27 protein-coding genes and 3 pseudogenes are annotated in these 26,449 nt (G+C 65.1%); 18 read left to right on the top strand and 12 right to left on the bottom strand.

Annotated elements, in window-relative coordinates:
- Positions 1-230: 230 nt before the first annotated feature.
- On the top strand, positions 231-794 hold the full coding sequence (locus tag G6N54_RS20255) for a TetR/AcrR family transcriptional regulator (protein WP_163794855.1): 564 nt from the start codon (positions 231-233) through the stop codon (positions 792-794).
- Positions 795-798: 4 nt separating this feature from the next.
- On the opposite strand, the gene G6N54_RS20250 is transcribed toward G6N54_RS20255, so the two are convergent.
- From G6N54_RS20250 to G6N54_RS20245, 3 genes and pseudogenes are all read right to left on the bottom strand, one after another.
- The gene (locus G6N54_RS20250; RefSeq protein WP_163791625.1) at positions 799-2,001 is read right to left on the bottom strand and encodes a cytochrome P450; all 1,203 of its coding nucleotides are present in this window, start codon (positions 1,999-2,001) and stop codon (positions 799-801) included.
- A gap of 11 nt (positions 2,002-2,012) precedes the next feature.
- Positions 2,013-2,102 (bottom strand): annotated as a pseudogene (locus G6N54_RS29760) (SDR family mycofactocin-dependent oxidoreductase); the annotation flags it as partial.
- A 141-nt stretch (positions 2,103-2,243) separates the two neighbouring features.
- The gene (locus G6N54_RS20245; RefSeq protein ID WP_163791624.1) at positions 2,244-2,825 is read right to left on the bottom strand and encodes a TetR/AcrR family transcriptional regulator; all 582 of its coding nucleotides are present in this window, start codon (positions 2,823-2,825) and stop codon (positions 2,244-2,246) included.
- Positions 2,826-2,917: 92 nt separating this feature from the next.
- On the opposite strand from G6N54_RS20245, the gene G6N54_RS20240 reads away from it, so the two are divergent.
- The 5 genes and pseudogenes from G6N54_RS20240 (at position 2,918) to G6N54_RS20220 (ending at position 7,440) form a co-directional block, all read left to right on the top strand.
- Positions 2,918-3,457, top strand: coding sequence for a PaaI family thioesterase (locus G6N54_RS20240; RefSeq protein ID WP_163791623.1), 540 nt, complete (start codon positions 2,918-2,920; stop codon positions 3,455-3,457).
- Positions 3,454-4,389: an NmrA family NAD(P)-binding protein gene (locus tag G6N54_RS20235; protein ID WP_163791622.1), complete on the top strand. Its 936-nt coding sequence runs from the start codon at positions 3,454-3,456 to the stop codon at positions 4,387-4,389. Before G6N54_RS20240 ends, G6N54_RS20235 begins: the two co-directional genes overlap by 4 nt.
- Before the next feature lie 337 nt (positions 4,390-4,726).
- Positions 4,727-6,099: pseudogene (lysA, locus tag G6N54_RS20230) on the top strand (diaminopimelate decarboxylase).
- 125 nt (positions 6,100-6,224) lie between these two features.
- Positions 6,225-7,013, top strand: a complete 789-nt coding sequence (locus G6N54_RS20225) for a rhomboid-like protein (RefSeq protein ID WP_372513306.1) — start codon at positions 6,225-6,227, stop codon at positions 7,011-7,013.
- Between the two features lie 214 nt (positions 7,014-7,227).
- Positions 7,228-7,440 carry a hypothetical protein gene (locus G6N54_RS20220; protein WP_163791621.1) on the top strand — a complete coding sequence of 71 codons (213 nt, stop codon included), beginning with the start codon at positions 7,228-7,230 and terminating at the stop codon, positions 7,438-7,440.
- Between the two features lie 271 nt (positions 7,441-7,711).
- Here G6N54_RS20220 and ligD read toward each other — a convergent pair whose 3' ends face one another.
- A complete protein-coding gene (gene ligD, locus G6N54_RS20215; protein ID WP_163791620.1) occupies positions 7,712-8,761 on the bottom strand; it encodes a non-homologous end-joining DNA ligase in 1,050 nt (349 codons plus the stop codon).
- 37 nt (positions 8,762-8,798) lie between these two features.
- On the opposite strand from ligD, the gene G6N54_RS20210 reads away from it, so the two are divergent.
- From G6N54_RS20210 to G6N54_RS20200, 3 genes are all read left to right on the top strand, one after another.
- A complete protein-coding gene (locus G6N54_RS20210; RefSeq protein WP_163791619.1) occupies positions 8,799-9,863 on the top strand; it encodes an ATP-dependent DNA ligase in 1,065 nt (354 codons plus the stop codon).
- Between the two features lie 129 nt (positions 9,864-9,992).
- Positions 9,993-10,304 (top strand): DUF732 domain-containing protein, encoded by a 312-nt coding sequence (locus G6N54_RS20205; RefSeq protein ID WP_163791618.1) that lies wholly within the window; start codon positions 9,993-9,995, stop codon positions 10,302-10,304.
- A gap of 251 nt (positions 10,305-10,555) precedes the next feature.
- On the top strand, positions 10,556-10,888 hold the full coding sequence (locus G6N54_RS20200; protein WP_163791617.1) for a DUF732 domain-containing protein: 333 nt from the start codon (positions 10,556-10,558) through the stop codon (positions 10,886-10,888).
- Between the two features lie 21 nt (positions 10,889-10,909).
- Here the strand turns inward: G6N54_RS20200 and G6N54_RS20195 are convergent, their stop codons facing one another.
- Positions 10,910-12,190 carry a cytochrome P450 gene (locus tag G6N54_RS20195; protein ID WP_163791616.1) on the bottom strand — a complete coding sequence of 427 codons (1,281 nt, stop codon included), beginning with the start codon at positions 12,188-12,190 and terminating at the stop codon, positions 10,910-10,912.
- 79 nt (positions 12,191-12,269) lie between these two features.
- Between G6N54_RS20195 and G6N54_RS20190 the strand changes: the two genes are divergently transcribed.
- Complete coding sequence (locus G6N54_RS20190) at positions 12,270-13,349, top strand: DUF2330 domain-containing protein (RefSeq protein WP_163791615.1); 1,080 nt, start codon at positions 12,270-12,272, stop codon at positions 13,347-13,349.
- Here G6N54_RS20190 and G6N54_RS20185 read toward each other — a convergent pair.
- The 6 genes from G6N54_RS20185 to G6N54_RS20160 all read right to left on the bottom strand — a co-directional run bounded on the left by G6N54_RS20185 (position 13,333) and on the right by G6N54_RS20160 (position 19,171).
- Positions 13,333-13,818, bottom strand: a complete 486-nt coding sequence (locus tag G6N54_RS20185) for an NUDIX domain-containing protein (RefSeq protein WP_163791614.1) — start codon at positions 13,816-13,818, stop codon at positions 13,333-13,335. The two genes, G6N54_RS20190 and G6N54_RS20185, sit on opposite strands and share 17 nt — an antisense overlap.
- Positions 13,819-13,823: 5 nt before the next feature.
- The gene (locus tag G6N54_RS20180) at positions 13,824-15,119 is read right to left on the bottom strand and encodes a WS/DGAT/MGAT family O-acyltransferase (RefSeq protein ID WP_163791613.1); all 1,296 of its coding nucleotides are present in this window, start codon (positions 15,117-15,119) and stop codon (positions 13,824-13,826) included.
- A gap of 169 nt (positions 15,120-15,288) precedes the next feature.
- On the bottom strand, positions 15,289-17,088 hold the full coding sequence (locus tag G6N54_RS20175) for an AMP-dependent synthetase/ligase (protein ID WP_163791612.1): 1,800 nt from the start codon (positions 17,086-17,088) through the stop codon (positions 15,289-15,291).
- Between the two features lie 143 nt (positions 17,089-17,231).
- Positions 17,232-17,615 (bottom strand): DUF1330 domain-containing protein, encoded by a 384-nt coding sequence (locus G6N54_RS20170; RefSeq protein ID WP_163791611.1) that lies wholly within the window; start codon positions 17,613-17,615, stop codon positions 17,232-17,234.
- 31 nt (positions 17,616-17,646) lie between these two features.
- Positions 17,647-18,282, bottom strand: a complete 636-nt coding sequence (locus G6N54_RS20165) for a maleylpyruvate isomerase family mycothiol-dependent enzyme (RefSeq protein ID WP_163791610.1) — start codon at positions 18,280-18,282, stop codon at positions 17,647-17,649.
- Positions 18,266-19,171 (bottom strand): alpha/beta hydrolase, encoded by a 906-nt coding sequence (locus G6N54_RS20160; RefSeq protein ID WP_163791609.1) that lies wholly within the window; start codon positions 19,169-19,171, stop codon positions 18,266-18,268. Before G6N54_RS20160 ends, G6N54_RS20165 begins: the two co-directional genes overlap by 17 nt.
- A gap of 94 nt (positions 19,172-19,265) precedes the next feature.
- On the opposite strand from G6N54_RS20160, the gene G6N54_RS20155 reads away from it, so the two are divergent.
- Positions 19,266-19,931, top strand: a complete 666-nt coding sequence (locus tag G6N54_RS20155; RefSeq protein WP_163791608.1) for a TetR/AcrR family transcriptional regulator C-terminal domain-containing protein — start codon at positions 19,266-19,268, stop codon at positions 19,929-19,931.
- Between the two features lie 110 nt (positions 19,932-20,041).
- Here G6N54_RS20155 and G6N54_RS20150 read toward each other — a convergent pair whose 3' ends face one another.
- On the bottom strand, positions 20,042-20,905 hold the full coding sequence (locus tag G6N54_RS20150) for an SDR family NAD(P)-dependent oxidoreductase (RefSeq protein ID WP_163791607.1): 864 nt from the start codon (positions 20,903-20,905) through the stop codon (positions 20,042-20,044).
- Positions 20,906-21,010: 105 nt separating this feature from the next.
- Between G6N54_RS20150 and G6N54_RS20145 the strand changes: the two genes are divergently transcribed.
- The 7 genes and pseudogenes from G6N54_RS20145 to G6N54_RS20110 all read left to right on the top strand — a co-directional run bounded on the left by G6N54_RS20145 (position 21,011) and on the right by G6N54_RS20110 (position 26,366).
- A complete protein-coding gene (locus tag G6N54_RS20145) occupies positions 21,011-22,093 on the top strand; it encodes an NAD(P)H-dependent amine dehydrogenase family protein (RefSeq protein ID WP_163791606.1) in 1,083 nt (360 codons plus the stop codon).
- Positions 22,090-22,596, top strand: a complete 507-nt coding sequence (locus G6N54_RS20140; protein ID WP_163791605.1) for a VOC family protein — start codon at positions 22,090-22,092, stop codon at positions 22,594-22,596. The genes G6N54_RS20145 and G6N54_RS20140 overlap by 4 nt, the downstream gene beginning before the upstream one ends.
- Complete coding sequence (locus G6N54_RS20135) at positions 22,593-23,366, top strand: SDR family NAD(P)-dependent oxidoreductase (RefSeq protein WP_163791604.1); 774 nt, start codon at positions 22,593-22,595, stop codon at positions 23,364-23,366. The genes G6N54_RS20140 and G6N54_RS20135 overlap by 4 nt, the downstream gene beginning before the upstream one ends.
- Positions 23,363-23,977 (top strand): TetR/AcrR family transcriptional regulator, encoded by a 615-nt coding sequence (locus G6N54_RS20130; protein ID WP_163791603.1) that lies wholly within the window; start codon positions 23,363-23,365, stop codon positions 23,975-23,977. The genes G6N54_RS20135 and G6N54_RS20130 overlap by 4 nt, the downstream gene beginning before the upstream one ends.
- A 63-nt stretch (positions 23,978-24,040) precedes the next feature.
- Positions 24,041-24,406, top strand: coding sequence for an ArsR/SmtB family transcription factor (locus G6N54_RS20125; RefSeq protein ID WP_163791602.1), 366 nt, complete (start codon positions 24,041-24,043; stop codon positions 24,404-24,406).
- 62 nt (positions 24,407-24,468) lie between these two features.
- Positions 24,469-25,922, top strand: a pseudogene (gene arsB / locus G6N54_RS20120) (ACR3 family arsenite efflux transporter).
- A 24-nt stretch (positions 25,923-25,946) separates the two neighbouring features.
- Positions 25,947-26,366 (top strand): ArsI/CadI family heavy metal resistance metalloenzyme, encoded by a 420-nt coding sequence (locus tag G6N54_RS20110; protein ID WP_163791600.1) that lies wholly within the window; start codon positions 25,947-25,949, stop codon positions 26,364-26,366.
- Positions 26,367-26,449 lie beyond the last annotated feature (83 nt).

The following is a 26,449-nucleotide window of genomic DNA, read 5'->3' as shown; positions in this document are numbered from 1 at the left end:
TGAGCGATCGCTCAAACGGTCGGCTTCACATGCCTATCACCCGGTATCGATTACGGTCAAGCCTATGGACCGGCCTCCGTTTCGCTTTGGGGTACAAGCGACCAACGCTTCCGGCGGGCGCGAGTGGCGCGGCCGCATTCTTCGACATGATTGCCGAACCAGCCGTGTGATATGACCAGACTGTGACTGCATCCGAGCGACCGAGGGCGCGCGACTCCACGACCCGCGACATGCTGGTGGCCGCGACGAGTCAGATCATGGTCGAAGAGGGTTATGCCGCGGCGACGTCACGGCGGGTCGCCGCCAAGGCGGGAGTCAAGCCGGCGTTGGTGCACTACTACTTCCCCACGATGGACGAACTGTATCTGGCCGTCTTCCGCGTCGGTGCCGCCATCTATCTCGAAAAGCAGCAGCAGGCGTTGGCCTCGGACCGTCCGCTGCACGCCTTTTGGGACACCCTGACCGCGCCCAAGGACACCCGGCTGCTGCTGGAGTTCATGGGACTTGCCAACCACCGCAAGGAGATTCGGGCGGAGATCGCCACCTGGTCGGATCGGTGGCGCGAGCAGCAGATCACCGCGCTGAACTTCATCATCCGCGAACACGGCATCGACACCGACGAATTCCCACCCGCAGCGATCGCGTTCTTCATCGCTTCGATCGGCCGCACGCTGATCTTGGAAGAGGGGCTGGGTTCCTCGGCCGGCCACGAGACGGCCATCGCACTGGTCAATCGACTCCTGGACCGCTACGAAATGCCGGAACCGAAGGCTCGGCGAGACCGCGACGCCTGACCGTTTAGGGTAGCATCACCCGCAGTCGCTCCCACCCGCGCACCGTCGACGTCGGGCTGAGTTGCGCTGTGTCGTAATCGATATCCCACTCGGGCCAGCGATTGAGGATCTCGTCCAGCGCGACGCGTCCCTCCAGCCGGGCCAGGTTTGCTCCGAGGCAGTAGTGCACGCCTTTTCCGAAGGTGATGTGCGAGATGTTGTCGCGATGGATGTTGAACGTGTCCGGATCGGTATATCGGCGCGGGTCGCGGTTGGCGGCGCCGAAGAGCAGCAGCATCGCGCTGCCCGCCGGAATGGTGGTGCCGTAGCACTCGAAATCCTTTGCCATCCAGCGAGCTACGTGAGGGCCGGTAGGTTCGAAGCGCAGTGTCTCGTCGACGGTGCGGTTCAGCAGGGAGCGGTCCTGGTGGATTTCTCGGCGCTGGTCGGGGTGTTCGGCGAGCACCTTGGCCAGCCAGCCGATCAGCCGCCCGGTGGTCTCGTTGCCGGCGCCGGCGACGACCTGGGTGTAGTGCAGCACCTCTTTGCGGGTCAGCTTGCGGTGCACGCCCTCCTCGTCGTCGAACTCAATGTTGAGCAGCGTCGTCATCAGGTCGTCGGATGGGTTCTTGGATCGCCATTCGACGTAGTCGGCGTAGATGCGGCCGTCGGCAATGGAATCGGCGTTGGCGACCTTCAGCGGCGCTCCCGGCTTGGTGCGCAGGTTGGCGTCATTGGCGTCGCGCACCGAAATCTGGTCGGACTCTGGGATTCCCAGCAGCATGCCGATCACCCGCATCGGCATCATCGACGCGAGCTCGGCAATGATGTCGAATCCCGACGACCCGACGTGAGGGTCTAGGCAGCGCACGCAGTGCCGCCGGATCTGATCTTCGATTTCGGCCATCCGGCGCGGTGTGAAGACCCGCGACATCAGCCCGCGCAGCATCGTGTGTTCGGGCGGATCCTGGAACATCATCACGCCGCGGGGCATGTCGAATTTCGACTGCACCAGCTCGAGGATGTCACTGCGGCGGTTGGAGAACGTCTCCCAGTTGGCCAGTCCGCGCTCGACGTCGGAATGCCTTGAGATGGACCAGAAGTCGTACTTCTCGTTGTAATACAGCGGGGCCTCTTCACGCAGCCGCGCGTACGTCGGATAGGGATCGGCATTGATGCCGACGTCATACGGGTCGTAGTAGACGTCGGTGTCGTTCGTGACAGTCATCGGTGCTTTCCCTACTTCAGGCAGCTGCCGGCGTCCACCGGCAGCGCCACCCCGGTGATGTAGCGCGCTTCGTCGGAGGCCAGGAACAGCACGGCGTGGCTTCGGCCCTGCCCGCGCGCAGCACCGGTCACGAAGGTGACCTTGCCGTCCATCCTGCCCATGGCAACCTCCACCGAGTCCGTATTGGGCGATCGCCCAAATTAGTGACGCAGGCCATGTCTAACAGTCCCGGGACGAGGTCGTCAAGAGTTCAGCGAGGCGTCGATCAGCGTGGCGGCGGCCGCGCGGGCATGCACGGCGGGCGCGGTGTCGTTGAGCGAGGTCGCCAACGCGGTCGCGCCTTCGAACAGCACCGCCAGCTGCTGACCCAGCGAGTGCGGATCAGCGGCTCCGGTCTCCTGCGCGACGGCGATCAGGCGGCGGATAAATCGTTGCTTGTGCGCCCGTACGATCTCGTCAGTGCTGCGCAGTGATCCGGCCGATTCCACGGCTGCATTGTGAAACGGGCAGCCCCGCATGACATCTCGGCGCGACATTTCGAAGATAGCCAGCAGCCGGTCCCGGGCGGGCAGGGACTCGTCGTCCAGGAGTCGCTCGGCGGGCAGGGCGCCGCGTGCATCCATGCCCCGCAAATAGGCGTCGACGAGGTCGTTCTTGCTCGGGAAGTACTGGTAGTGGGTGCGCTTGGACACCTGGGCCTCTTGGGCGATGAGCTCGACACCGGTCGCGTGGATTCCGCGACGATAGAAGAGGCGGGCACTAGCACGCTCGATCCGCTCCCGGGCTCCCCGCCCGCCACCGGGACGCGTCGTCACCTCGGCCATCCTGCCAATGTACACCGATCAGTTTACAAGCTCTGGAATTACTACCTGCTTCGCCCTATTAAGTAGACCGATCAGTTTTTTGAGGGGATTGCATGACGACGTCTTCCCACACCGACATGCCAAGCTCGCCGCCGTGGGGCGCCGAGCAGTCGCGCACGATCACCTGGCGCGACCCGATGACCACGCAGGCGACGGTCGCGTCGATGAGCGGCCTTTCCTACTGGCGGGCGGTCGCCGACGGACACCTGCCTCCGCCGCCGATCGGCGAGCTGGTGCAGATGGGCATTGTCGCGGTGGAGAACGGCGCCATCACCTTCTCCTGGACGCCGGACGGGTCGATGTACAACCCGCTGGGACTGGTGCACGGCGGCGCGGTGTGCACGCTGCTGGACACCGTTGCCGCGTGTGCGCTGCACACCACGTTGCCGCAGGGAGTCGGGTATACGTCGGTCGAGATCAAGGTGAACTACCTCAAGGCCATGACGCTGGACAGCGGGCCGCTGACCGCCGTGGGCTCCGTCGTCAGGGCGGGCTCACGGATCGGGTTCGCGGAAGGCGAGTTCATCGATGCGTCCGGCAACGTCGTCGCGACCGCGAGTACGACGCTGTTGATCTTCGAGCTGCGCCGATGAACGCCCCCATCCTGGTAATCGGCGCGACGGGTCGACACGGCGGCACCGGACGGATCGTGGTGGAACGCCTGCTCAGTCTCGGGCACCCGGTGCGCGCGTTGGTCCGCACCGACGACGAGCGCGCGGGGACACTGCGGCGCCTCGGGGCCGCGACCGTGGTCGGCGATCTGCATGATCGGGCGTCACTGGTCACGGCCGCACAGGACGTCAGCGCGGTGTACTTCACCTATCCCGTTGCAGCGGGCGTTGTTTCGGCCGCGGCGAATCTCACGTCGGTTCTGGTCGATGTGAACCCGAAGCCGCACCTGGTGGCGATGTCGATGGCGGTGTCCTCGGTAGGTAGCCCCAGCAAGTTGGGTCAGGCCCAAGCGGTAGCCGAGGAAGTCTTCACCTGGGCAGGCCTGAACCCCACCGTGCTGCGGTTCGGCGGTCTGTTCCATGAGAACGTCCTGCTGCTGCACGGCGCCACGATTCGCGAGAATGGCCTGATTACCAACAGCTTCGGCCGCGGCCCGGCGCCGTGGATCGGCGGCGACGATGCCGCGGAGATCGCCGTTGCACAGCTCTTGGAACCGGCGCCGGAGTCTGCCCGGGTCAGTTATCCGCCTCCAGCCGAGGTGATCGATCACGCAGAATTGGCCCGCATGGTCTCGGCCGAGACCGGTCGGCCCGTTCGCTTCCAGCCCATCTCCGCGGCGGCATGGCGCAGCGAATTGGAATCCACCGCCGAAGCGGAGCCCACCTCTCCGGTCAATGCGGCCATGGCACAACACATCTCGACTGTGGGCGGCGCCCTGTCGCAACGAACCGAACCACTGATCGCCGCGGATCCCGACGCGCTGGCCGCGATACTGCACCGCCCACCGACCCGCCTTGTCGACTTCATCCGTCGCAATCTGCCGCACTTCGAGCCCGCGACCACTCGGGTGTGACACCAATCCTCAAGGCGCGCAGCATGGTGCCATCCGGGTGGCTCAGGCGGTGCTGCCGCAGATGCGCGCCCGCGGCGAGCACGAAGCGGCCGACGATGCTGGACACGAACAGCAACTTCCCGTCTACCGCCCGGGGCCGCCTACGCGGCGACCGAATGGGCGCTGAAGGTCGCTCGTCGAGGCGCTGGCCATCGGGGTCGAGCCGTTCGGTACGGCGAACGCCGCCAGCTAGGCGCGGGACGGCGCAACCGCCCGCAACCGTGAAGATTGACCACCGGGGTGTGAAAAATCCGTTAATAGCGTGGCAGGACCGTGCCGCAGACCCCAATTTGGAAGGATGACGCAGTTCGAGCTGCTTCCGTGGCTTCGGCACGGATTGAGCCGGCACCTCGATCGCGCCATCTGGCCGTTGAGCGCCTCGGTCGACAACCTGGGCCGGCTGTGGGTGGGCGGGGTGTCCGTCACCGAGATCGCCGCCGACTACGGCACGCCCGCCTACGTGGTGGATGAGCTGGATTTTCGGGCCCGGATCCGGGCCTATCGGGTGGCACTTCCCGGAGCCGAGCTGGTGTACGCCGGCAAGGCACTCCTGAGCAGCGCGGTGGCCGACTGGGCGGACACCGAAGGTGCCGGCCTGAACGTCTGCTCGCCCGGCGAACTGGCCACCGTATTGACCGCCGGGGTGCCGCCGTCGCAGATCGTGCTGCACGGCAACGCCATGACCGGCGGCGAACTGCACGACGCGGTCGACGCCGGAGTGGGCCGCATCGTCGTCGATTCCCCCAACACGATCGCGCTGCTGGCCGCGCAGGTGCGTCGCCGCCAGAGCGTGCTGATCCGGGTGATTCCCGAGATCGAAGCCGCCGGCCGGCATGAGGGCGGGCTCGGCTTCACCCTGGCGGACGGCCGCGCCGCCCGCGCCGTCAGGCGCATCCTGGCTCAGCCGTGGTTGCGCCTGATCGGATTGCACTGCCACCTCGGGTCGCGGATCACGGATGCCCGGCGGTGCGGGGCGGCGATCCGGCAATTGGTGGCCCTGATGGCCGAGGTGCGCGACCGCCACGGCGTCGTGCTGACCCAGCTCGACCTGGGCGGCGGCCACGGGGTCCCCTATCTGTCCGGCGACCCGGAACTCAGCCCGCAGGTGCTCGCCGGGGTCGTCGATTCCACGCTTCGGTCCGCGTGTGCCGACCACGGCTATCCCCGCCCGCAGATCGTGATCGAGCCTGGCCGGGCGATCGCCGCGCGCGCGGGAATAACGCTGTACCGGGTGGTCGACGTCAGGCATCGGCCCGGCGGGCGAAGCTTCGTCGTCGTGGACGGCGGCATGGTCGACAATCCGCACGAGGGGCTCCGCGGCGTGAAATACACGGCGGCACTGGCCAACCGGCACGTACCCACCACGACGACACCCGTCACGATTGTGGGCCGGCAATGCGAAGCCGGGGAGGAGATCGCCCGCGACGTCGAGCTGCCCATCGACATCCAACCCGGCGATCTGCTGGCGCTGGCGCCTACCACTATTCGATGGGGTCGGCCTGCAACTTGGTCGGCCGTCCGCCACTGATCGCCGTCGCCGGCGGGCGGGTTCGCCCACTGGTACGCCGAGAAACCGTCGCTGACCTGCTCGCTCGTGACTGTGATTGGTCTCACCGGGCGCATCGCCCCGGTTCCGTCACAATGGTTATCAACGGTGCGAGGGGGGCGTAGGTATGGCGGACATGGCTGCCAACCCGCACGCCGACCATTGGCCTCCCATACCGGTCCGCGCCGCCGGGAAAAGCGTCAGCGCGGTGCTTCGCATCGAGAACCGCCGGAGCACGCTGCGTGCACAGATGCTGTCCGTCGCGGCGTGGTTGCCGGCCACGATCGTCTACGCCGTCATGTTGCTCGGGGTGTCTTTCCTGCTGACAGCGCTCGGGCCGCATGCGCACGACGTCGCGGTGCGGGAGATGAGCACCAACTTGCACAACTTGGCACACGGCCACGTCGTCACGCTGGTCGGCAGCGCGTTCATTAGCGACGGCGGCCACGTGCTGTTTTGGCTACCGGGGTTGGTGTGCTTGCTGGCTCTAGGCGAATTGATTTGGCGCAGCAAGGGTTTGGTCGTCGCGTTCACGCTTGGCCATATCGGTGCGACGTTGATCGTCGCGGCTTGGCTGACCACCGCGCTGAAGGCAGGGTGGCTACCGATGTCGCTGGCGCGCGCCACCGATGTCGGGATGAGCTACGGCGCGGTGTGTGTGCTGGGGGCGCTCACGGCGTCGATACCGCCGCGATGGCGGCCAATCTGGATCGGCTGGTGGCTTGGCAATGCCGTCGCCGCGGCGTTGAGCGCGGACTTCACCGCGCTCGGTCACGTCGTTGCGCTGCTGCTCGGGATTGCGTTGTCCATCCGGCTGCGCTCGATCTTGCACTGGACGCTGATCCACTCGCTCCTGCTCGTGGTCGGCTCCGCGTTCGGGTACATGGTGCTGTGCGGACCGGCCGGCCCCGCACCGACAGCGGGCGCGGCAGGTGCACTGATCGCGCTCGTCGCGGCCTGGATATTGCGGTCACGCGACAACGCACCCCGAGCATTGACGGGCCGGTCGGCATTTGTACCGCAGCCCGCACAGTCGTAGCCATTCGCCCGACAAGCCTCGTTGCTTTTCGCCCAGATCCGAGTAGTGCGCGAGTGAAATCAACGGCCTCACTTCCTAAGTCCGCGGGCGAACCCATAGGGAATTCCCGCGAATTCGTGCTGCCATTTCCGTGGCTTTTCCGATCCTCGGCCGAGAGCTCACACAGAATACACTGTGCAACAACACTTTTCACGGCGAGCGTAGAGTCGAACGGATGAACTTAGTCGAGTCGATCCAACGCGGCATCAGCTGGCTGGCGACCCCGCACTACCTCAATCCTCACCTAGAGATGCAAACCCGCCCCATCGGCCGGACCGCGCTGGAAATGGAGATCGTCTCCTGCGCGTTCGCCGGCGGCGGCGCAACGCTGAAGTTCCCGGTGGCGATGTTGATCCTGCCGGCAGGTGCCTCGCCCGTCAGGAACTAGCCCGTGCAGACGAAGGGGGGTGCAGTCGATCGTCAGGGGGATGTCGCATCGCGCGGTCGCGGCGAGGATCGCCACGATCAGGAATTTGCTCTTCAGGCCGGACATGACTACTACTTCGTTCCTTCCTCGCCGCCCCCGGTTCGACCGCAGTAACTCCCCCAAACACAACGCTGCTTGATTTGATATCAGACTGGCTGAATAGGCTACGCACGCCGTCGCCGATTGCAGGAACTAATCACGGTTCCGGCGTGCGCCCAGCGACAGCCCTCATTCAATTCGAGTTGTTTTTCCTGGTCAGATCGGTATCTCGACTCGGCTGCACTCGTTTCGGCTCCCCGGGCATTTTGGGGTAATTCGGCGGATAGGGCATGTCGCCCAGGCCACGCTCTTCGTCGGCCTCGGCCATCTCCAGCAATGGGGTAAGCGACTGGACCACCTCGTCCATGCCGGCCCATGGGTCGTCACGCCCCCGCAGCAGGTTCGGCACGGTCCCCATCGTGTAATCGTCGGGCTCCGCGCCGGCTAATTCGTCCCAGCTCAACGGCATCGACACGGTCGCGATCGGTGTCCGTCGCACCGAATACGGCGAGGCCATCGTGCGGTCCCGGGCGTTTTGGTTGAAGTCGATGAAGATGCGCTCGCCGCGTTCCTCCTTCCACCACGACGTGGTCACCGCGTCCGGCGCGCGGCGCTCGACTTCTCGGGCCAGCGCGATGCCCGCCCGGCGCACTGCGATGAAGTCCCAGTCGGTGGCGATCCGGAGAAACACGTGAATCCCGCGCCCTCCGGATGTCTTGGGGTAGCCGACGAGTCCGAGCTCGTCGAGCAACGGCCGCAGTACGTCCACCGCGACCGACCGCGCCTGCTCAAAACCGACGCCGGGCTGGGGATCGAGATCAATGCGCAGCTCGTCGGGGTGTTCGGTGTCCGGGTAGCGCACCTGCCACGGATGCAGCGTGACGGTGCCCATCTGCGCCGCCCACACGATCGCCGCCGGATGCGTCACCATCAGCGCGTCGGCGGTTCGCCCAGACGGGAAGGTGACCCGGCAGGTCGCCAGATAGTCGGGATGATGCTGCGGTATCCGCTTTTGGTAGATCTCTTCACCGTCGATGCCGTCCGGAAAGCGCTGCAGGTGGGTGGGCCGGTTGCGCAGGGCGTCCAGCATCGGGCTTGCTGCTTTGACGGCCACGGCTCGGTAGTACTCGACCAGTCGCCGCTTGGTGCCGTTGGATCCGAGCCTTGGGAAGTACACCTTGTCCGGGTTGGGCAGTCGCACCGAGATGCCATCGACGTCGAGCTCTTCGGATGCCGCAGCCATCTGTCGATTCCAGCACGCCGCAGGTCAGAATGAACCAATGGACTTGCCCGTGATGCCGCCGGTTTCGCCGATGCTGGCCAAGCCGGTCAAGACGATCCCGCCCGACGCCTCCTATGAACCCAAGTGGGACGGCTTCCGGTCCATCTGCTTCCGGGACGGCGATCAGGTCGAACTGGGCAGTCGCAACGAGCGCCCGATGACGCGCTACTTCCCCGAGCTGGTCGCCGCGGCCCTGGCCGAGCTGCCGCAGCGGTGTGTGATCGACGGCGAGATCGTGATCGCCACCGACCACGGTTTGGACTTCGAGGCGCTACCGCAGCGTATTCATCCGGCCGATTCGCGGGTGCGGATGCTCGCCGAGCACACCCCGGCGTCGTTCATCGCGTTCGACCTGCTGGCCCTCGACGAGGAGGATTTCACCCCGCGTCCTTTCAGCACGCGCCGAGCCGCCCTCGTCGATGCGCTGTCCAATGCCGGGCCGTCGTTTCATGTCACACCGGCAACCACGGATTCAGAAACAGCGCATCTCTGGTTCGACGAGTTCGAGGGAGCCGGTCTCGACGGCGTCATCGCGAAGCCATTGGCCATCAGCTATCAGCCGGACAAGCGTGTCATGTTCAAGATCAAGCACGAGCGCACTGCCGACTGTGTGGTCGCCGGGTATCGAGTACACAAGTCGGGCGGCGACGCGATCGGGTCGCTGCTGCTCGGCCTGTACCAGGACGATGGCCAGCTGGCGTCGGTCGGCGTGATCGGTGCGTTTCCGATGGCGGAACGGCGGCGGCTTTTCACCGAATTACAGTCTCTGGTAACCACTTTCGATGACCATCCATGGAGTTGGGCCGCCCACGAAGCCGGCGAGCGCACCCCGCGTAAGAACGAAACGTCCCGGTGGAACGCGGGTAAGGACCTGTCGTTCGTCCCGCTGCGGCCCGAGCGGGTGGTCGAGGTTCGCTACGACCACATGGAAGGCCGGCGGTTCCGCCACACCGCTCAGTTCAGCCGATGGCGCGCCGATCGCGACCCGCGCTCGTGCACCTACGAACAACTCGAACAGCCGGTTACTTTCAGCCTGAACGACATCGTCCCCGGCCTCGGCTGAAAGCGCAGCGACCCTGCGCGGTGACCCGTACAGCATCTGCACAGCGACCTAGAAGCGAAAACCCGTTGCGCTGCCAGCTACCTACGCGGATCGTAGGTAGCTCGCAGGTTAACGGAGAGAAGTCAACAGATGAACTCAGCGGGATTCTTGACGTCCGCGGCCACGGCGATCTTGGCGGTTATCGCACTCTCGTCGGGAGCGCCGGTCGCCCACGCGACCAAAACCGATGACTTCCTTAGCCAGGTGCGCGCAAATGGGGTCGGACTGCATAAATCGGATGCCGCCTTGATTGAGGACGCCCAGGAAGTGTGCGCCATGCTCGACTACGAGCAGTCGCCCTACCAATACCTTGTCCAGAACTCCGATCTAAATGCACAGAAGGCCGCTATATTCGTTGACGTCTCGGTCAACTACTTCTGCCCACAGCTCACCCCCGGATAGGCAACGGACTTCCAGCCACCTTCGCCCCGAGCGACATCGGGACGAACCTTGGAGAAAACGGCCAGACCTGAAAAGCCGATAACCCGACCGAGCCTTGGCTAATCGATAGCCAGGCAAACACCGTCACGGTGGGTCATAATTCATTACCGCTTGTTTGGTCCGCGTGCACCGAAGCCAGTTATGGTCTCGCTCCATACTGAGCGACGGCGGAAGCAGATCCTTAAACGGATTGGTCGGAAGGAAGCCAACGAATGAACGCTGCGGCGGCCGTGAAGAAGCCCACGGCCATAGGAATCCTGGCGGCTATCGCGCTTTTCGGGTGCGCGATGCCGGTCGCGCACGCAACTACAGCCGACTTCCTCAACCAGGTGCGGGCTGCCGGGATCGGGGTCAACGCATCGGATGCCGCCCTGATCGAGGATGCCAACGAAGTGTGCGCCATGCTCGACTACCAAGAGGCGGCGTACCAGTACCTCAACCAGCACTCCGGTCTCGACCGAAATCAATCCGCGCTGTTCATCACCGCATCGGTGACAAACTTCTGCCCCCAATACGCCCCCCGAATGGGCTTGCCGGGCAGCTGAAACCTCGGTTGTGGGACGGAGCTAGACCGCGACGATTAGCTCCGATAGCCCCCGCAGCGTGACGTTCGCCTTGTACTGCGGTTCGCTGTCCAACCGGGCATCCGGAAAACGCGCCGCCGCCTCGGACAGTGCGATACTGGCTTCCATCCGCGCCAGTGGCGCGCCCAGACAGTAGTGCAGTCCGCGCCCAAAACCCAAGTGCCGGAAGGTTCCCCGATCAGGATCGAAGGTATCGGGCCGGTCGAATTCGGCCGGGTCCCGGTGCGCCGCGGCGAGCAACAACATCATCACGTCGCCCTCGGGCACCTCGACTTGCCCAATCTTCATGTCTTCGAGGGCAATTCGGCCCACCATCTGCACGGGCGGGTCGTAGCGCAGGGTCTCCTCGATGACCGACGAGACACGGGTCGCGTCAGCCCGCAACGCTGCCCATTGCGACGGCTCGCGCAGCATCGCCAGGACCGCATTGCCGATCAGGTTGACCGTGGTCTCGTGACCGGCGACCAGCAACAGCAGGCAGGTCGAGACGATCTCCTCTTCGGTCAGCTGATCACCGGACTCCTCCACCGCGATCAGACCCGACATCAAATCCTCACCGGGCCGTGAGCGCCGCCGGTCGATCAGGCCGTGCAGATACTCGCGCAGCCAGGTACCGGCGTCGAAACGCTCCTGCAGACCCTCCGAGGCAGCACCGGTGAACGTGACGAACGGATCCAGTGCTTGCGCAAGCAATCCCGAGGCGTGGCTGAACTGCGGCTCGTCTTCCAACGGCACACCGAGCAACCGGCAAATGACCGCCACCGGCAACGGGTACGCGAAATCTTCGACGACGTCAAAGCTGCCCTTCTCGGCGATCACGTCGAGCAATCCACCCACCAGGACGCTGATGCCGGGCCGCAGCGCCTTGACTATTTTCGGCGCGAACGCCTTGCTGACCAGCTTGCGCAGCCGCGTGTGATCGGGGGGATCGAGGAACAGAAATCCCGGCGGGGGCTGCGCGGGCGGCGGTGCGCCGGATTCGACGAGCTCGCGGATCTGCGCCTCCACTTGCTCTTGAGCGAGCGCAGATTTCATCCGGTCGCTGCTAGACGCTGGGTGCCGCAGAACATCGTCGCAGTCTCGGTAGCTCGAGAAGACGGCGAGGTGCGCCTCGGACAGCAGGATCGGTCCACGATCGCGAAACTGTGCGCTCAGCCGATACGGATCGGCGCGGTTCGCCGGGTCGAGAAATCCAAATAATAACTTTTGCGATTCGGCTTGGTCGTCGGACCCCGCGTGCGGCTGAATCGGTGCAGTTGTCATGCCGACATTGTGCATGTCGCACCTTAAATCTCCGTGAGAACGGAGTGACCCCGCACTCTTCAGCAACTAGCATTGCGCCATGAAGATGCCCCGCACATGCGGGTTGGGTATGGTCGCTGTCGTTCTGGCTACCCTGGCCAATGTGGCCATGGCTGCTCCGGGCTACGCATGCGCGTGCGGCGCGATCATCCCTCCCGTCGGCGGCCAAGCCGCCATGAACCACGAAGTGGCGCTGCTGCATTGGAACGGATCCAGCGAAACCATCGTCATGCAGCTTGCCATGAATGCCGACACGAACAACGTCGCCCTGGTGGTGCCCACCCCGACCCCAGCGACCGTCACCGAGGGCGACAAGGCGACATTCGCCGAGTTGGATACGCTCACCGCGCCGCGGGTCCAGCAGCGCCGGCACTGGGTGCTGGGGCAGATAGGCTCGAGTGGCCCCGCGCCTCTCGAAGCCGCGGCTCCCCGGGGCCCCACGGTGGTCGATCAGGTGCACCTGGGGCCGCTGGAGGCCACCACGCTGTCCGGTGGCGATCTGAGCGAATTGCAAAAGTGGTTGGACGACAACGGTTATGCCATCCGCCCGGCGGTGTCGGACGCGCTGGGCCCATATGTGCGCGACGGATGGTCGTTCGTCGCGATCAGGCTGATCAGTTCCGACCCCATCGTGGGCGGGCTCAACCCGGTGCGGATGACCTTCCCGTCGACGCAATTGGTCTATCCCATGCGACTTTCGGTCGCGGCCCCGAGCCCGCAGCAGGTGACGATCTTTACCCTGTCCGACCACCGACAGCAGCGCACCGACGCCGACGCCGCGCCGCAGGCCGGCCAGTCCGTCCAAGTACAGTTCGCGGGTAACATCTTCGCCGAGGCACGCGACCCGCTGCTGCGCGAATTGGCGGCCGATCATGGCGGCTACCTCACCAAGCTTCGGGTGAATATCCCCAAGCCGGCGCAGATCTCGTCGGATTTCGCCTTCGCCAACGCGGCCAGCGATGACGCCTACCGGCAGGTGATCTACGTCGACCGCAATGCCGTCATCCCGATCGAGCTGGTCGTGTTCGCCGTATTCCTGTTCGCCGGGATCGCGGCGGCGGTGCCGGTCGTCATCTTCGCGATCCGCCGGCACCGGCGGCGCGCTAACATCCTTCGCTGAGGCCCGCCAGCTCCGGGTTCGCCATCAACAGATCGAGGTAAGGTCGTTGTCCCTTAAGTAGTTTGGCGCGTGCCCGTGCTACCGGGAACCGCTCGACCCGGTCGACTTCGGGAAACTCGCGCATGTTGCCCGAACCCCTGGGCCACTCCAACTCGAAGGTATTACTGCGCGCGTCCGTGACGTCGAGGTCGCCCCGGACGGCGAAGGCAGTCACCACCTTGCCGCCGGGTTGTTTGAGCGCACCAAGGTCAAGGCGCGGTCCAGCCGGCACCGGCAGCCCCAACTCCTCGGAGAACTCACGCTGCGCCGCGGCCCAGGGATCCTCGTCCTCGGTGTACTCACCCTTGGGAATCGACCACGCCCCGTCATCCTTGCGGGCCCAGAACGGGCCGCCCGGATGCGCGAGCAAGGCTTCGACGACACCGTCGCGGACGCGGTACAACAGCACCCCCGCACTGAGTTTGGGCACCGAGCTCAGACCCCGACGGCGCGTTCCAAGTCTTTCAGCGACGTTTCCAACTGCGCGAGCAGGCGCTGCAGGTGCGGCACGCTGCGCCGGCACCCGACCAAACCGAAATCGAGCGTGTCAGCATTACTGACCAGCGTGATGTTCAGTGCCTGGCCGTCGAGGATGGCGGACAGCGGATAGCTGCCGTCCAGGCGGGCACCGCCGTAGTACAACTGCTCACGGGGTCCCGGAACGTTGGAGATGATGATGTTGAAGGGCGGCGCCGTCGACGTCACCCACCCGGGAACCATCGACATCGCCAGCGCACTCATATTCACCGCTGACAGCGCCAAAGCTTGCATCCGCGGCAACTGGGAGAACACCGTCTTGTTCTTGTGCATGGACTCGCTCACGACTTCCAGCCGCTTGGCCGGATCCTCGACGTCGGTGGCCAGGTTGCACAGGATCGCTCCGACCAGGTTTCCGCCGGCGTCGACCTCGTCCTCCCGGCGCAGACTGACCGGGACCATCGCCAACAGCGGCGCGTCCGGTAAGGCGTCCTGCTCCAGCAGGTAGTAGCGCAGGGCACCCGAACACATCGCCAGCACGGCGTCGTTGAGCGTCACCCCCGCCGCGTTCTTGACATTCTTGATGCGGTCCACCGACCAGGACTGCGCGGCGCAACGACGGGCGCCACCGATCTTGACGTTGAGCATGGTGCGCGGGGCGCCGAACGGCAGCGTGAGTTGCTGTTCGAACAGCGCGGCACGAGCCAGCAAGACCGTCGAAGGTGCAAGTGCTGCAAGGGATCCCGCCGTGTGCATCAATGAATTCAGCCGCGACGACGGCGCCGATTTACGTTGCGGTTTGCGCAGGCTCCACGGCGCCCGGATCTCGGTGTCCTCGGGGTCGTTCGACAGCGCACGTTGCATCAGCTTCAGGGCCGAGACGCCGTCGATCAGCGAGTGGTGCATCTTGGTGTAGATCGCGAAGCGGCCGTCCTTGAGTCCCTCGATCACGTACGCCTCCCACAGTGGACGGTGGCGATCGAGCAGGGCGCTGTGCAGCAACGAGGTCAGCTCGAGCAGATCGCGGACCCGTCCCGGCGAGGGCAGTGCGGAGCGCCGGACGTGGTAGTCGATGTCGAGGTCCTTGTCGTAGGACCACCCGAGGTTGGCGATCCCGCCCAGGAAGGTCGCCGGGCGCTTGAGAAATGTCGGCTGAAAATCCTGCTGGACAACCAGGCTGTCGTAGAACTCGCGCACGAACTCCAGACCGGCACCGTCCGGGGGTTCGTACAGCTGCAGGCCGCCGACGTGCATGGGGTGTTCACGGGATTCGCCCAGCAGAAATATCCCGTCGGTGGGGGTTCATGAGTTCCATCACTCAATTAGACAGTGCTCGCGGCGCGAAGCGAAGGTGCAATCTGCGCCGGCCATGTCAACCCCCAGCACCGGCTGCGCCGCGGAGCCGGACGAGAGTCTCAGCTCATCACGTGCCGTACATCGCCTCGACCTCGTTGGCGAACCGCATCCGGACGATGTTGCGCTTCACCTTCAGGGTCGGGGTCAGTTCACCGGTGAGGACCGTGAAGTCGACCGGCAAAATCCGGAACTTACGGATCGATTCCGCATGCGACACCATGCGATTGGCTTGTTCGACCGCCCCGCCGATCTCGCTGACCAGATCGGGATCGTCGACCAGTTCCGCGACGGATTCGGTCGCCCCCTTGCCGTGGTGCTGCTTCCACACCTCGAAACCTTCCGGGTCGATCGCGATGAGCGCGGCAACGAAGGGCCGGTTGTCGCCGACCACCATCGCCTGGCTGATCAGCGGGTGCGCCCGCAGCTGATCTTCCAGCACAGCCGGGGCGACGTTCTTGCCGCCGGCGGTGACGATGATTTCTTTTTTGCGGCCGACGATCGACAAGTAACCGTCGTCGTCCATCGACCCGAGATCGCCGGTGTGGAACCACCCGTTGACGATCGCCTCCCGAGTCGCCTTATCGTTGTGCCAATACTCGCTGAACACGACGCCACCGCGCACCAGCACTTCTCCGTCGTTGGCGATCGCCATGCTGTTGCCGGGCAGCAGCTTTCCCACCGTGCCGAGGCGCTCTTCACCGATCTGGTTCACCGTGATCGCGGCGCTGGTCTCGGTGAGCCCATAGCCCTCGTAGATCGTCAGGCCGGCTCCCCGGTAGAAGTGGCACAAGCGCTTGCCCAGCGGGGCACCGCCGGAGACTGCGGCATGGCAGTCGCCGCCCAGCGCGGTCCGCAACTTGCGGTAGACCAGCCGATCGAACACTGCGTGCCGAGCCCGCAACAGCAGCCCAGGGCCGCCGGAGTCCGCGGCCATGCTCCAGTCAATCGCAGTCCGGACCGCCGCATCGAAGATCCCCCGCCTCCCACTGTCATGCGCCTTCAATTCGGCCGTGTTGTAGACCTTTTCGAAGACCCGGGGTACCGACACGACGACAGTCGGCTTAAACGCAGCCAAGGTCGGAACCAAGTTCTTGATGTCGCTGGTATAGCCGATGGTGACCTTGGTCGCGAACGCCGACATCGACAACGCACGGGCCAGCACATGGGCCAACGGCAGGAAAACCAATAGCCGTTGCCCCTTACGCAGTAGTGTCGGGAAATACGTCGCCGCGCCGCGTGTCTCGTACAGCAGATTGGCGTGCGTCAACTGACAACCTTTCGGGCGACCGGTCGTACCCGAGGTATAGATCAGCGTCGCGGGATCCGCCGCCCGCAATGCCGCCAGGCGCTTGTTCAGTTCGCTGACGTCGACCGCTTGCCCGGCCGTGGCCAGCTCCCCGAGCGCCGACGGCCCGCCCGTCTCGAGATGCAATATTCTGCGCAGCGCGGGCAGCTCGGTACTCAATTCTTTGACCAGTTGGCCATGAGCATCGCTTTGGGTTATCACCAGCACCGCACCGGAATCCTCGAGCACCCACCGGACCTGTTCAGCCGACGAGGTGTCATAGATGGGAGCGGTAAGCGCTCCAACCGACAGGATCGCGTAGTCGAGAATCACCCACTCGTAGCAGGTGGCCGCCAAGATCGCCACGCGGTCCCCGGGGCTCACCCCCTCGGCGATCAGACCGAGCGCGGTTTCGCGGATCTGCGCAGCCGCCTGGGCACAGGTGACATCCCGCCACACGCCGTTGACGAGGCGCTGAAAGATGACATGATCGGGGTCGTCCCGCTCATGTGCATACACACTCGCGACGATGCTGTCGCGCTCGTCTACGGTGAAGTTCGCGGGAACGCTGAATTCACGCACGATCCGGCGACCCTCGAAAATAGTGGGTGCCCATAAGACCCACCTCCTGGCTGTTGGTGTTCCTGGCCCGACGCTAGCCGCACCGGCCGCGGCCATCCAGTGGCCATAGGTCCCAGCGTCAAGGGTCCATTGGACTCATAGCGTCAGCGCTCGGCGATCGCCCACGCCGAGGTCGCGATAAGGTCTCCGCGCTCCAACGCGGCCGCGCGGTGTTCGTGGACCTTGAGGTAGTCCTGATCCGTGACCATGTCGATGAAGGCCCGCGGTGATGGATATTCGACGATGAGAATCGCGTCCCACCAAGGCTTTTCGCCTTCGCCGATAACCGTCGAGGGCGCTCCCCCGGCGTAGCGCAGGGTCGCACCGACGCGTTCGAGGTGCGGTGCGACCTCTCGCCCGTATTGGGCGTAACGCTCCAGCCCGCCCTCGGGCTGGAACTTCAGCAAGTTGACCATCACCACCGGGGCGTCGGCCGGGCGCGCTGCCAACGCCACGAATTGCTCGGGAGTGGGTCCCAGTCCGCTCATGTGAATCTCCTGCCGTCAAGCCGTCACGCTTTCACATCCGAGACGAAAGTACCGCGACACCCTCGCCGCGTAGATACGACAGGGCCCACGGCCTTCCCGCGAGGACAGAAACGAGGTGAGCGGCCCGCCCGGTGACCACCGGTCCGCCGTCTTGATGAACCCAGTTCGCATCGGTGGCAACGAGATCGAGGCCACGGCTACGCGCGGCCGCCGGGACGAACGGGTTGGGCACCCGCACCTCGGTGTTCAGCACGGCGACCACGGTCGACATCGGCACCGCCGACTCCTTGCCTAACGCATACGCGATGTCGAGTTCGTGGATGACGTGGTCGCCGAGCAACAGACGTCTCGGAAAGAGGCGCCCGATCCCGCGGGGCCGACGCGTTAGCGCGGCAAGTTCGTCGAGCAAGCGGTCTGGGCTGCACCGCGCTGCCAGAGCACGGGCCAGTTCGGCGTTGGCCACATCGAACGAACCGCGATGGTGCAGCATGGCGGAGCCAACCGCGGAGAGCGCGACCCCGTAGCCGACGACAAGATGCGCCAATACCTCGTGATTGGTCCACTCGGTGCACAGGCTCGGTTTGGCCCACTGGGCCGTGCTGATGTCCCGAGCCAACTCGACGAGCCTGGTGTCGTTGTCTCGCGAAATATTAGCCGACTCGAACACCGAGGTGCTCCTGCAGGAAGGCCGTCTGATCGTCGAGCAGCACACTCAGCAGCGGCGGGTGATAGATCTGGAAGTGGTCGCCGTCGTAGTGCCGCGCCAGCCCGCGGTGCGCGGCTGCGGCGACGTCCTCGGCGTGGCGCGGGTCCATCAAGGTCTCCCGGTCTGATACGCAAATGAGCAGCGGCGCTTTGATTTTCACAGCCCCGCGCTTGGCGCTGCTGGATGCGATGCCGAGCACATCCAACGCCGCCATACGATTGTCGAACGTGCATCCCGGTTCGACGGTGGAATACCAGCCCTCCAACGCACCCGCGACCGTGACCGCGGCCAGGTCTGCAGGGCGGCCGACGATCGGGACATACGTTCGGCCTGCCCGCCGCAGCCGGTTGACGGCATCGGCGATGATGGCGGGCGTGAGCCGCAACGCGGGCAGCACGCCGCCGCGCCGAAGCGTTCCGGGCCCGTGCACAATCGGGCATTGCACCACCACCGCAGCGACGTCGACCCCGCGTGCCGCCGCCTGCAGCACGTGCAGTGCACCGAGACTGGTCCCCCACAACCCCACCCTGGCGGCGTCGATGCCGCCGTGCTGGCGCAGGTGGTCCAGCGCCGCCTCGACGTCCTGCCGGTGCGCCCGCATGCCGAACTGCTGGCGTGGTGCGCCGTCGGACTCGCCCGTATACCGATAGTCGAACGCGAGAGTCGCAACGCCGGATTTGGCGAAATGCTGTTCGTACTGGGCCAGCAACATCCCGTGGGTAGCGCCCAGGCCGTGAGCCAGCACCAGGCCCGGGTGCGGACCAGGCCCGTCGGGAAGAGTGAGCCAGCCTGCGCAGCGGGTACCACGCGACATGAAGGACACCCTGGTGGTGCGGTAGGCAGCGGTCATGTGAGATCCTTCGATAGATACGTACACCGTACGTATTAGCTTACGTACACCGTACGTGTCAACGGATGCACACGTAAAGGAGGCCGGCCGTTCCATGCGCGCACGATTCACGCTCGCCGAAGTACGGGCGCAGGCGATCCAGATTGTCGACAAGGACGGGCTCGCAAGCCTGAGCATGCGATCGCTGGCGGCCGCATTGGGTACCGGGCCGATGACGCTGTACAACTACGTCAAAGACCGCGAGGAGCTCGAGGGCCTGGTCGCCGAGGCGGTGCTCGCCGACGTCCGGCTGCCACGACGGTCCACCGACTGGCGTGCCGATGTCAAGGCCATCGCGACCGCCATCTGGCGGACGGTGCGCCAACACCCCAATGCCGCGCCGTTGGTATTGACGCGCCGCACCGTATCGGCAGCGGGCTACCTGCCCGCCGAGCGCCTCGTCGAGGCGCTGCGACGCGCCGGCCTTAGCGATCTCGACGCGCTCGCCGCCTTTCGCGGAGTGCTCAGTCTCGTAATGGGTGCTGCCCAAGTCGAGTTGGCCGGCCCGCTGGCCGCGGCCGACCGCGAACAATCCAATGCGGCGATCGCCAAGCGGATCGGCGACCTGGCCTGCTCCGAGCACCCGCACCTCGCCGCGCTGGCCGAGACCAGCCAGCGCTCGACGATGGGCGACGACTTCGACCGCTCCCTCGACATGCTGCTGACCGGCATCGAAGCCCGGGCCCGCAGCGACACAAAAATATGCCAACATCGACGATAGCCGTTGCGGGCCAACCGGTTCGAGGAACGCCGAGTGCGCGGCGCAGGCGCGGTCGCTCGGCGTGTCGTCACCCTGGACGCACACCCGACGCCCCGGAGGCGCTCGCGGGCTTACAGCAGGTCGGTGATCGTTTTCAGGCCCGCGTCATAGAGCACTCCGGGCATCATGCCGCCGTCGCATTCGACGGTGGTGCCGTTGACGAAGTCGGCGTCTCCGCCCGCCAGGAAAACGCAGACGCATCCGACCTCGGCGGGCTCGCCGGCCCGGCGCATCGGGACGGCCGCGAAGTACTTCTCGCCGGTGGGATCGTCTTTGGGCAACACGAACGAGCGGAAGTTCTCGGTCATCGTCGGGCCCAGGGCCACACAGTTGACGCGCACCTTCGGGCCCCACTCCTCGGCCAGTGATCGGGTGAGGTGGTTGAGGCCGCTCTTGGCCGCGCCGTAGGAGACCAAGGTCGGCGAACCCGCCGGATGTCCGGCGCCGCTCGAGATATTGATGATGCAGCCGACGCCGTCCTGGGTCGCCATCTGCCGATAGGCGCGGATCGCGAACCAGAGCGGGCTGATCAGATTCATCTGCACCGCGAACGCGTGGAACAGCGCGGTGCGTTCATAGTCGTCGTCGCTGGGCGGGGCGCCCTGAATACGTTGCACGAGTTCGGGAATGCTCTCCACGTGCGGCGCGGGGACGGTGCCGCCGGCGTTGTTGACCAGGATGTCGACCCGGCCGTGCGTGGCGACCACGTCAGTGACAAAGGCGTCGATCGAGCCGCAATCGCCCTGATCGCAAACGCGCTGCGAGGCGCGTGGCGCCCATTCGGAGTCGGCGTCGACGCCCGGGATGGTGTCCAGCGGCCCGCGCGAACAGCCGATGACGGTGGCGCCGGCGCGCAGCAGTTCGTGGGCGATGCCGACTCCCACGCCGCGGCTGGTTCCGGTGACGATCGCGACCTTGCCCTCGAGCACGCCCATGACCACACCTTCCTACCGGAGCCATTGTTGACAGTGACTGCCAGCGGGTCATGCTGTGCCATTTCGGTCGTTGGCGTGTAAAGGCGTGCAATCGAAAGGACACCGATGAGTAGTTCGGCCAAGCTTCGTGTCATCCAATGGGCGACCGGGGGCGTCGGCAAGGCCGCCATCTCCTGCGTGCTCAACCACCCGCAGCTCGAGCTGGCCGGTTGCTGGGTGCACAGCGCCGAAAAGAACGGCATCGACGTCGGCCGCATCATCGGGTCCGAGGACCTGGGCGTCACCGCCACATCGAGTATCGATGACATCCTCGCGCTCGACGCCGACTGCGTCATGTACAGCCCGCTGGTACCCAACGACGACGAGGTCATCGCGATCCTGCGGTCCGGCAAGAACGTGGTGACTCCGGTCGGCTGGGTCTACCCGGATCCGGGCAACAAGCGTCACCAGGCCGTCGCCGATGCCGCGGTGGAAAGCGGTGTGACGCTTCATGGTTCGGGGATCCACCCCGGGGGTATCACCGAGCGGTTCCCGCTGATGGTGTCGTCGCTGTCGGCGGCGGTCACGCATGTGCGTGCCGAGGAGTTCTCCGACATCCGCACCTACAACGCCCCGGACGTGGTACGCCACATCATGGGCTTCGGCGGCACACCCGAGGAAGCCGTGAACGGTCCCATGGCCAGCCTGCTCGAGGCGGGCTTCAAGCAGTCCGTGCGGATGATCGCCGACCACATGGGATTTCGTATCGAGCCGAACATCAGGACCGTTCAGGAGATCGCGGTCGCGACCGACACGGTCGACTACGACCCCTTCCCGATCACGTCAGGACAGGTGGCCGCGCGCCGGTTCCGCTGGCAGGCCCTTGTCGACGGCCAGCCGGTCATCGAGGCGGCGGTCAACTGGCTCATGGGTGAGGAAAACCTGGACCCGGCCTGGAATTTCGGCGGTATCGGCGAACGGTTCGAAGTGGCGATCACCGGCGACCCGCCGGTGAAGCTCACCTTCAAGGGGCTGCAGCCGGAGACGATCGCCGAAGGACTGATCAAGAACCCGGGCGTCGTGGTCACCGCCAACCACTGCATCAACGCCATTCCCGACGTCTGCGCCGCGGACCCGGGTATCAAGACATACCTTGATCTGCCGCTGTTCGCCGGCCGCCCGGCGCCCAATCTCGCGCGGCCATCGTGACCGGCGAAAGCGTCCTCGCCGATGTGTCGTTCTGTCACCTCGTCGTGGGCGTCACCGACATGGACCGCGCGCTGGCCTTCTACCGGGGCGTCCTCGGTATGGACGTCGTCTTCGAATCCTTGATCTCCGGCGAACCTTTCGACGCGGTGCTGCACGCGACTCGCAAACAGGAGGGCCGGGTGGTCGGCGGCCTGCTGGGCGGGCTGATGATCGAACTGCTGTCGCTCGGCACGAACCCGTCGGAGCAGAAGCCCGCACGCCGGGGCATCACCGGACTTCACAATGTGTCGTTGTCGGTGACCGATCTCAACGACACGCATCGCCGCGTCATCGACGCCGGGTACACGCCCGACCAGGAACCATTCGAGATCGGCGGAGTAGGAATGTTTTTCGTGAAGGATCCGGATGGGACGCCGGTGGAGTTCATCGAACTACCCGACGGGGTACGCAGCACCTACGAAATGCACCGCGGCGTGCGGCTGCAGATGGGACCCGTCGCATGAGTTACAGCCATCCCGATTCGATGCGCGGCCACGTGGCGATCATCACCGGCGCCGCCCAAGGTGTCGGCAAGGGCACCGCGACCGCACTGCTCGAACGCGGCGCGTCGGTATTGCTGGTCGACATACAGGCCGATGTCCTGGACTCAACAACCACCGAACTCAAGGAATTGGGTCCGGTCGAAAGCCTGGTCGCCGACGTGCGCGACCCGGACAGCGCACAACGGATCGCTGCAGTCGCGGTCGAGGCGTTCGGCACGGTGCACGGGTTGGTCAACAATGCCATCGCCACCAACGAGCCCAAAAAGTTCGTCGACATCACCCTCGAGGACTTCGCGCTCGGCCACGACGTCGGCCCCCGCGCGACCTTCCTGCTCATGCAGGCGGTGTACCCGCTGATGGTCGAGGCCGGGGGCGGGTCGATCGTCAACCTCGGCTCGGGGACGGGCACCGGTGGCGAACCCAGGTGGGGCGGTTATGCCACCGCCAAGGAAGGTATCCGTGGCCTGTCCAAGGTCGCCGCGCTGGAATGGGGACGCGACAACATCCGCGTCAACGTCATCTGCCCGTTCGCCGAATCCGACGGCGTCAAGTTCTGGAAGTCGTTCGCGCCCAAGGAGTACGACAAAGCGGTTGGGCGGGTACCGATGAAGCGCATCGGCGACGTCCGCACCGATATGGGAGCGCTGGTGGCGTTTCTGCTCGGCAGTGACGCGACGTTCATCACCGGTCAGACCATTCACGTCGACGGTGGGATCGGCTGCTTCCGGTGAACGCCGAAGGCGAATCGCTGCGTGATCGCCAGCGGGCTCAGATCCGCGCCGATATCCGGCGAGCGGCGTTCCGGTTATTCGTCGAACGCGGTTATGACGCGGTGACAACGGAGGAGATCGCCACTGCCGCAGGTGTTTCACCGCGTACGTTCTTCCGGCATGTGCCGACCAAGGAGGAGCTGCTGCTCGCGCCGGTGCGCTATGGAGGTGCCGCGATCGTCAATCACCTGGAACAACGCCCCGCCACCGAGGCTCCCGATGTCGCCCTGATCAATGCCATCATCACGCGGACGCAGTCGTTCGACCGCGCCGACTGCGAGGAGTGGCGCGCAGCCTTGCTGGTTGCGCCGGGGTTGCTCGACAAGGCAACGATCCACACTCCCGCCGACAAGGAGCGGGCGATGAAGCTCGTCGCGCAACGCATGGGCACCAACCCCGAAACCGATATGCGTCCCGGCCTGCTGATCCAACTCGCCTTTGGCGCGGCAGATTTCGCCTTCCAACGATGGGTACTACGGTCAACCAACCGCCAGCCGCTGGATCGCTATGTGATCGAAGCCCTCGAAGCGGTCAAGAGTCCCCATTGGCGAAAGAATCGCTCGGCCGACTAGTCAGCCGGTCCCGATCGCCGCTCGCTACTGGCGCCCTGATTCGATATTTGCTTATATAGAAGAATGTCGAATCAAGCTCTGTCGGGATGTTGCCCGCGCTTGGGTGCGAGCGCGCTGAACGATTCCCAGGCCGCAACCCTGGCGACAATGTTCAAAGCGATCGGCGATCCGGTGCGCCTGCGATTGTTAAGCCTGATCGCGAGCCATCCCGGCGGGGAGGCTTGCGTCTGTGAAATTTCAGCGACGTTCGACGTCTCTCAGCCAACGATCTCCCATCACCTCAAACTGTTGCGTTCAGCCGGCTTGATCGACTGCGAGCGGCGGGGAACCTGGGTGTATTACTGGGTGATTCCCGAAGCCTTGCGACACCTTTCGTCGGCTTTGACGATCGACGATATGGCCATGACGACAACGCAGCGCCGCCCGTGACACACACCCACTCAGAGCCCGCAGCCGCGCGAACAGTCGCCCGGCTTTCGACCCTGGGCCGGATGCTTCCGCTGTGGATCGGGGTGGCCATGGCCACCGGTCTGCTACTCGGCCGGGTGGTACCTGGTTTGGGATCGGCGCTGAGCACTGTTGAATTCGACGGCGTTTCCCTGCCGATCGCGCTGGGCCTGCTGGTGATGATGTACCCGGTTTTGGCCAAGGTGCGCTATGACCAGCTCGGCGAGGTCGCCAGCGACCGCAAACTCATGGCTTCCTCGCTGGTACTCAATTGGCTGATTGGCCCGGCAGTGATGTTCACCCTGGCATGGCTGCTACTCGCCGATCTTCCCGAATATCGCACCGGTCTGATCATTGTCGGGCTGGCCCGCTGCATCGCCATGGTCATCATCTGGAACGACTTGGCCTGCGGGGACCGCGAAGCCGCAGCTGTCCTGGTCGCTCTCAACTCGATCTTCCAGGTCGTGATGTTCGCCGTGCTGGGCTGGTTCTATCTGTCGGTGCTGCCCGGCTGGCTGGGTCTGCCGCAAACCGGCATCGCCGTCTCCCCATGGGAAATCGCAAAATCCGTGCTGATCTTTCTGGGGATTCCGCTGCTGGCGGGGTACCTGTCCCGTCGACTGGGTGAACGCGCCAAGGGCCGCCACTGGTACGAGACCCGGTTCCTTCCGCGCATCGGACCGTGGGCTCTGTACGGGTTGTTGTTCACGATCGTTATTCTGTTCGCCCTGCAGGGCCACCAGATCACTTCTCGGCCATGGGACGTCGCCCGCATCGCCATACCGCTGTTGGCCTACTTCGCGGTCATGTGGGCTGGGGGGGTACGCCCTCGGATTGGCACTGCGGCTCGGCTACGCGCGCACCACGACCTTGGCGTTCACCGCGGCGGGCAACAACTTCGAATTGGCCATCGCGGTGGCGATCGGCACCTACGGTATCGCGTCCGGGCAAGCTCTGGCCGGCGTGGTCGGGCCCTTGATCGAAGTCCCCGTCCTCGTGGGGCTCGTCTACCTCTCCCTGGCACTTCGCAACCGGCTCTTCGGTTTTCGCGCCACGGCAGATTCGAGCAGGAGCACCCGCGATGGCTGACCACCCCAGCGTCTTATTTGTGTGCGTGCACAATGCCGGTCGCTCTCAAATGGCCGCGGCGCTGCTGATGGATCTGGCTGGCGACCGGATCGAAGTCCGTTCCGCGGGATCCGAACCCGCTGATCGCCTCAACCCCGCGGTGGTCACGGCGATGGCCGAACTCGGCATCGACATCGCCGCCCAGCTTCCCAAGCTGCTGACCGGCGAGGCGGTGCAGTCCAGCGACGTCGTGATCACCATGGGCTGTGGTGACACCTGTCCCTACTTTCCCGGGGTGTCTTACCGCAACTGGACACTGCCCGATCCCGCTGGCCAATCGCTAGAAACCGTGCGTGCCATCCGCGACGACATCGCCCGCCGCGTCGAGGCCTTGCTCGCCGAACTCCTGTCGACCCCCTCGACCCCATAACCGGATCCGGAGAAAGGAACCACCATGTCACGTGTACAGCTAGCCCTCAACGTCGACAATCTCGACGAGGCAATCGCCTTCTACTCCAAGCTTTTCGACGCTGAACCCGCGAAGATCAAACCGGGCTACGCCAATTTCGCGATCACCGAACCTGCGCTTAAGCTGGTGCTGATCGAGAATCGAGGCCACGGCGGCACGCTCAACCATCTAGGTGTCGAGGTTGCCGACAGCGGTACGGTGCACACCGAGATCGCCCGGCTGGCGGCAGCGGGGTTGTTCACCGAGGAAGAGATCAACACCACTTGCTGTTTCGCTGCCCAGGACAAGGTTTGGGTGACCGGACCCGCCGGCGAGCGGTGGGAGGTCTACACGGTGCTAGCCGACTCGGACACCTTCGGGCCCGGCACCGAGGAAGCCTGCTGCACGGCCCAATCGGCGTCCTAGCGCCTAGCGGGACTTGTTGTGCCGCATCTGATTGAACGGCACACCTCGGTCCGCCACGTATTCGCGGGTAAGGCCGAACGCGC

It is taken from the genome of Mycobacterium stomatepiae (genome assembly GCF_010731715.1).
Lineage (GTDB): Bacteria > Actinomycetota > Actinomycetes > Mycobacteriales > Mycobacteriaceae > Mycobacterium > Mycobacterium stomatepiae.
Note: the sequence above shows the minus strand (reverse complement) of the source record. Positions and strands in the feature narration are given on the sequence as shown.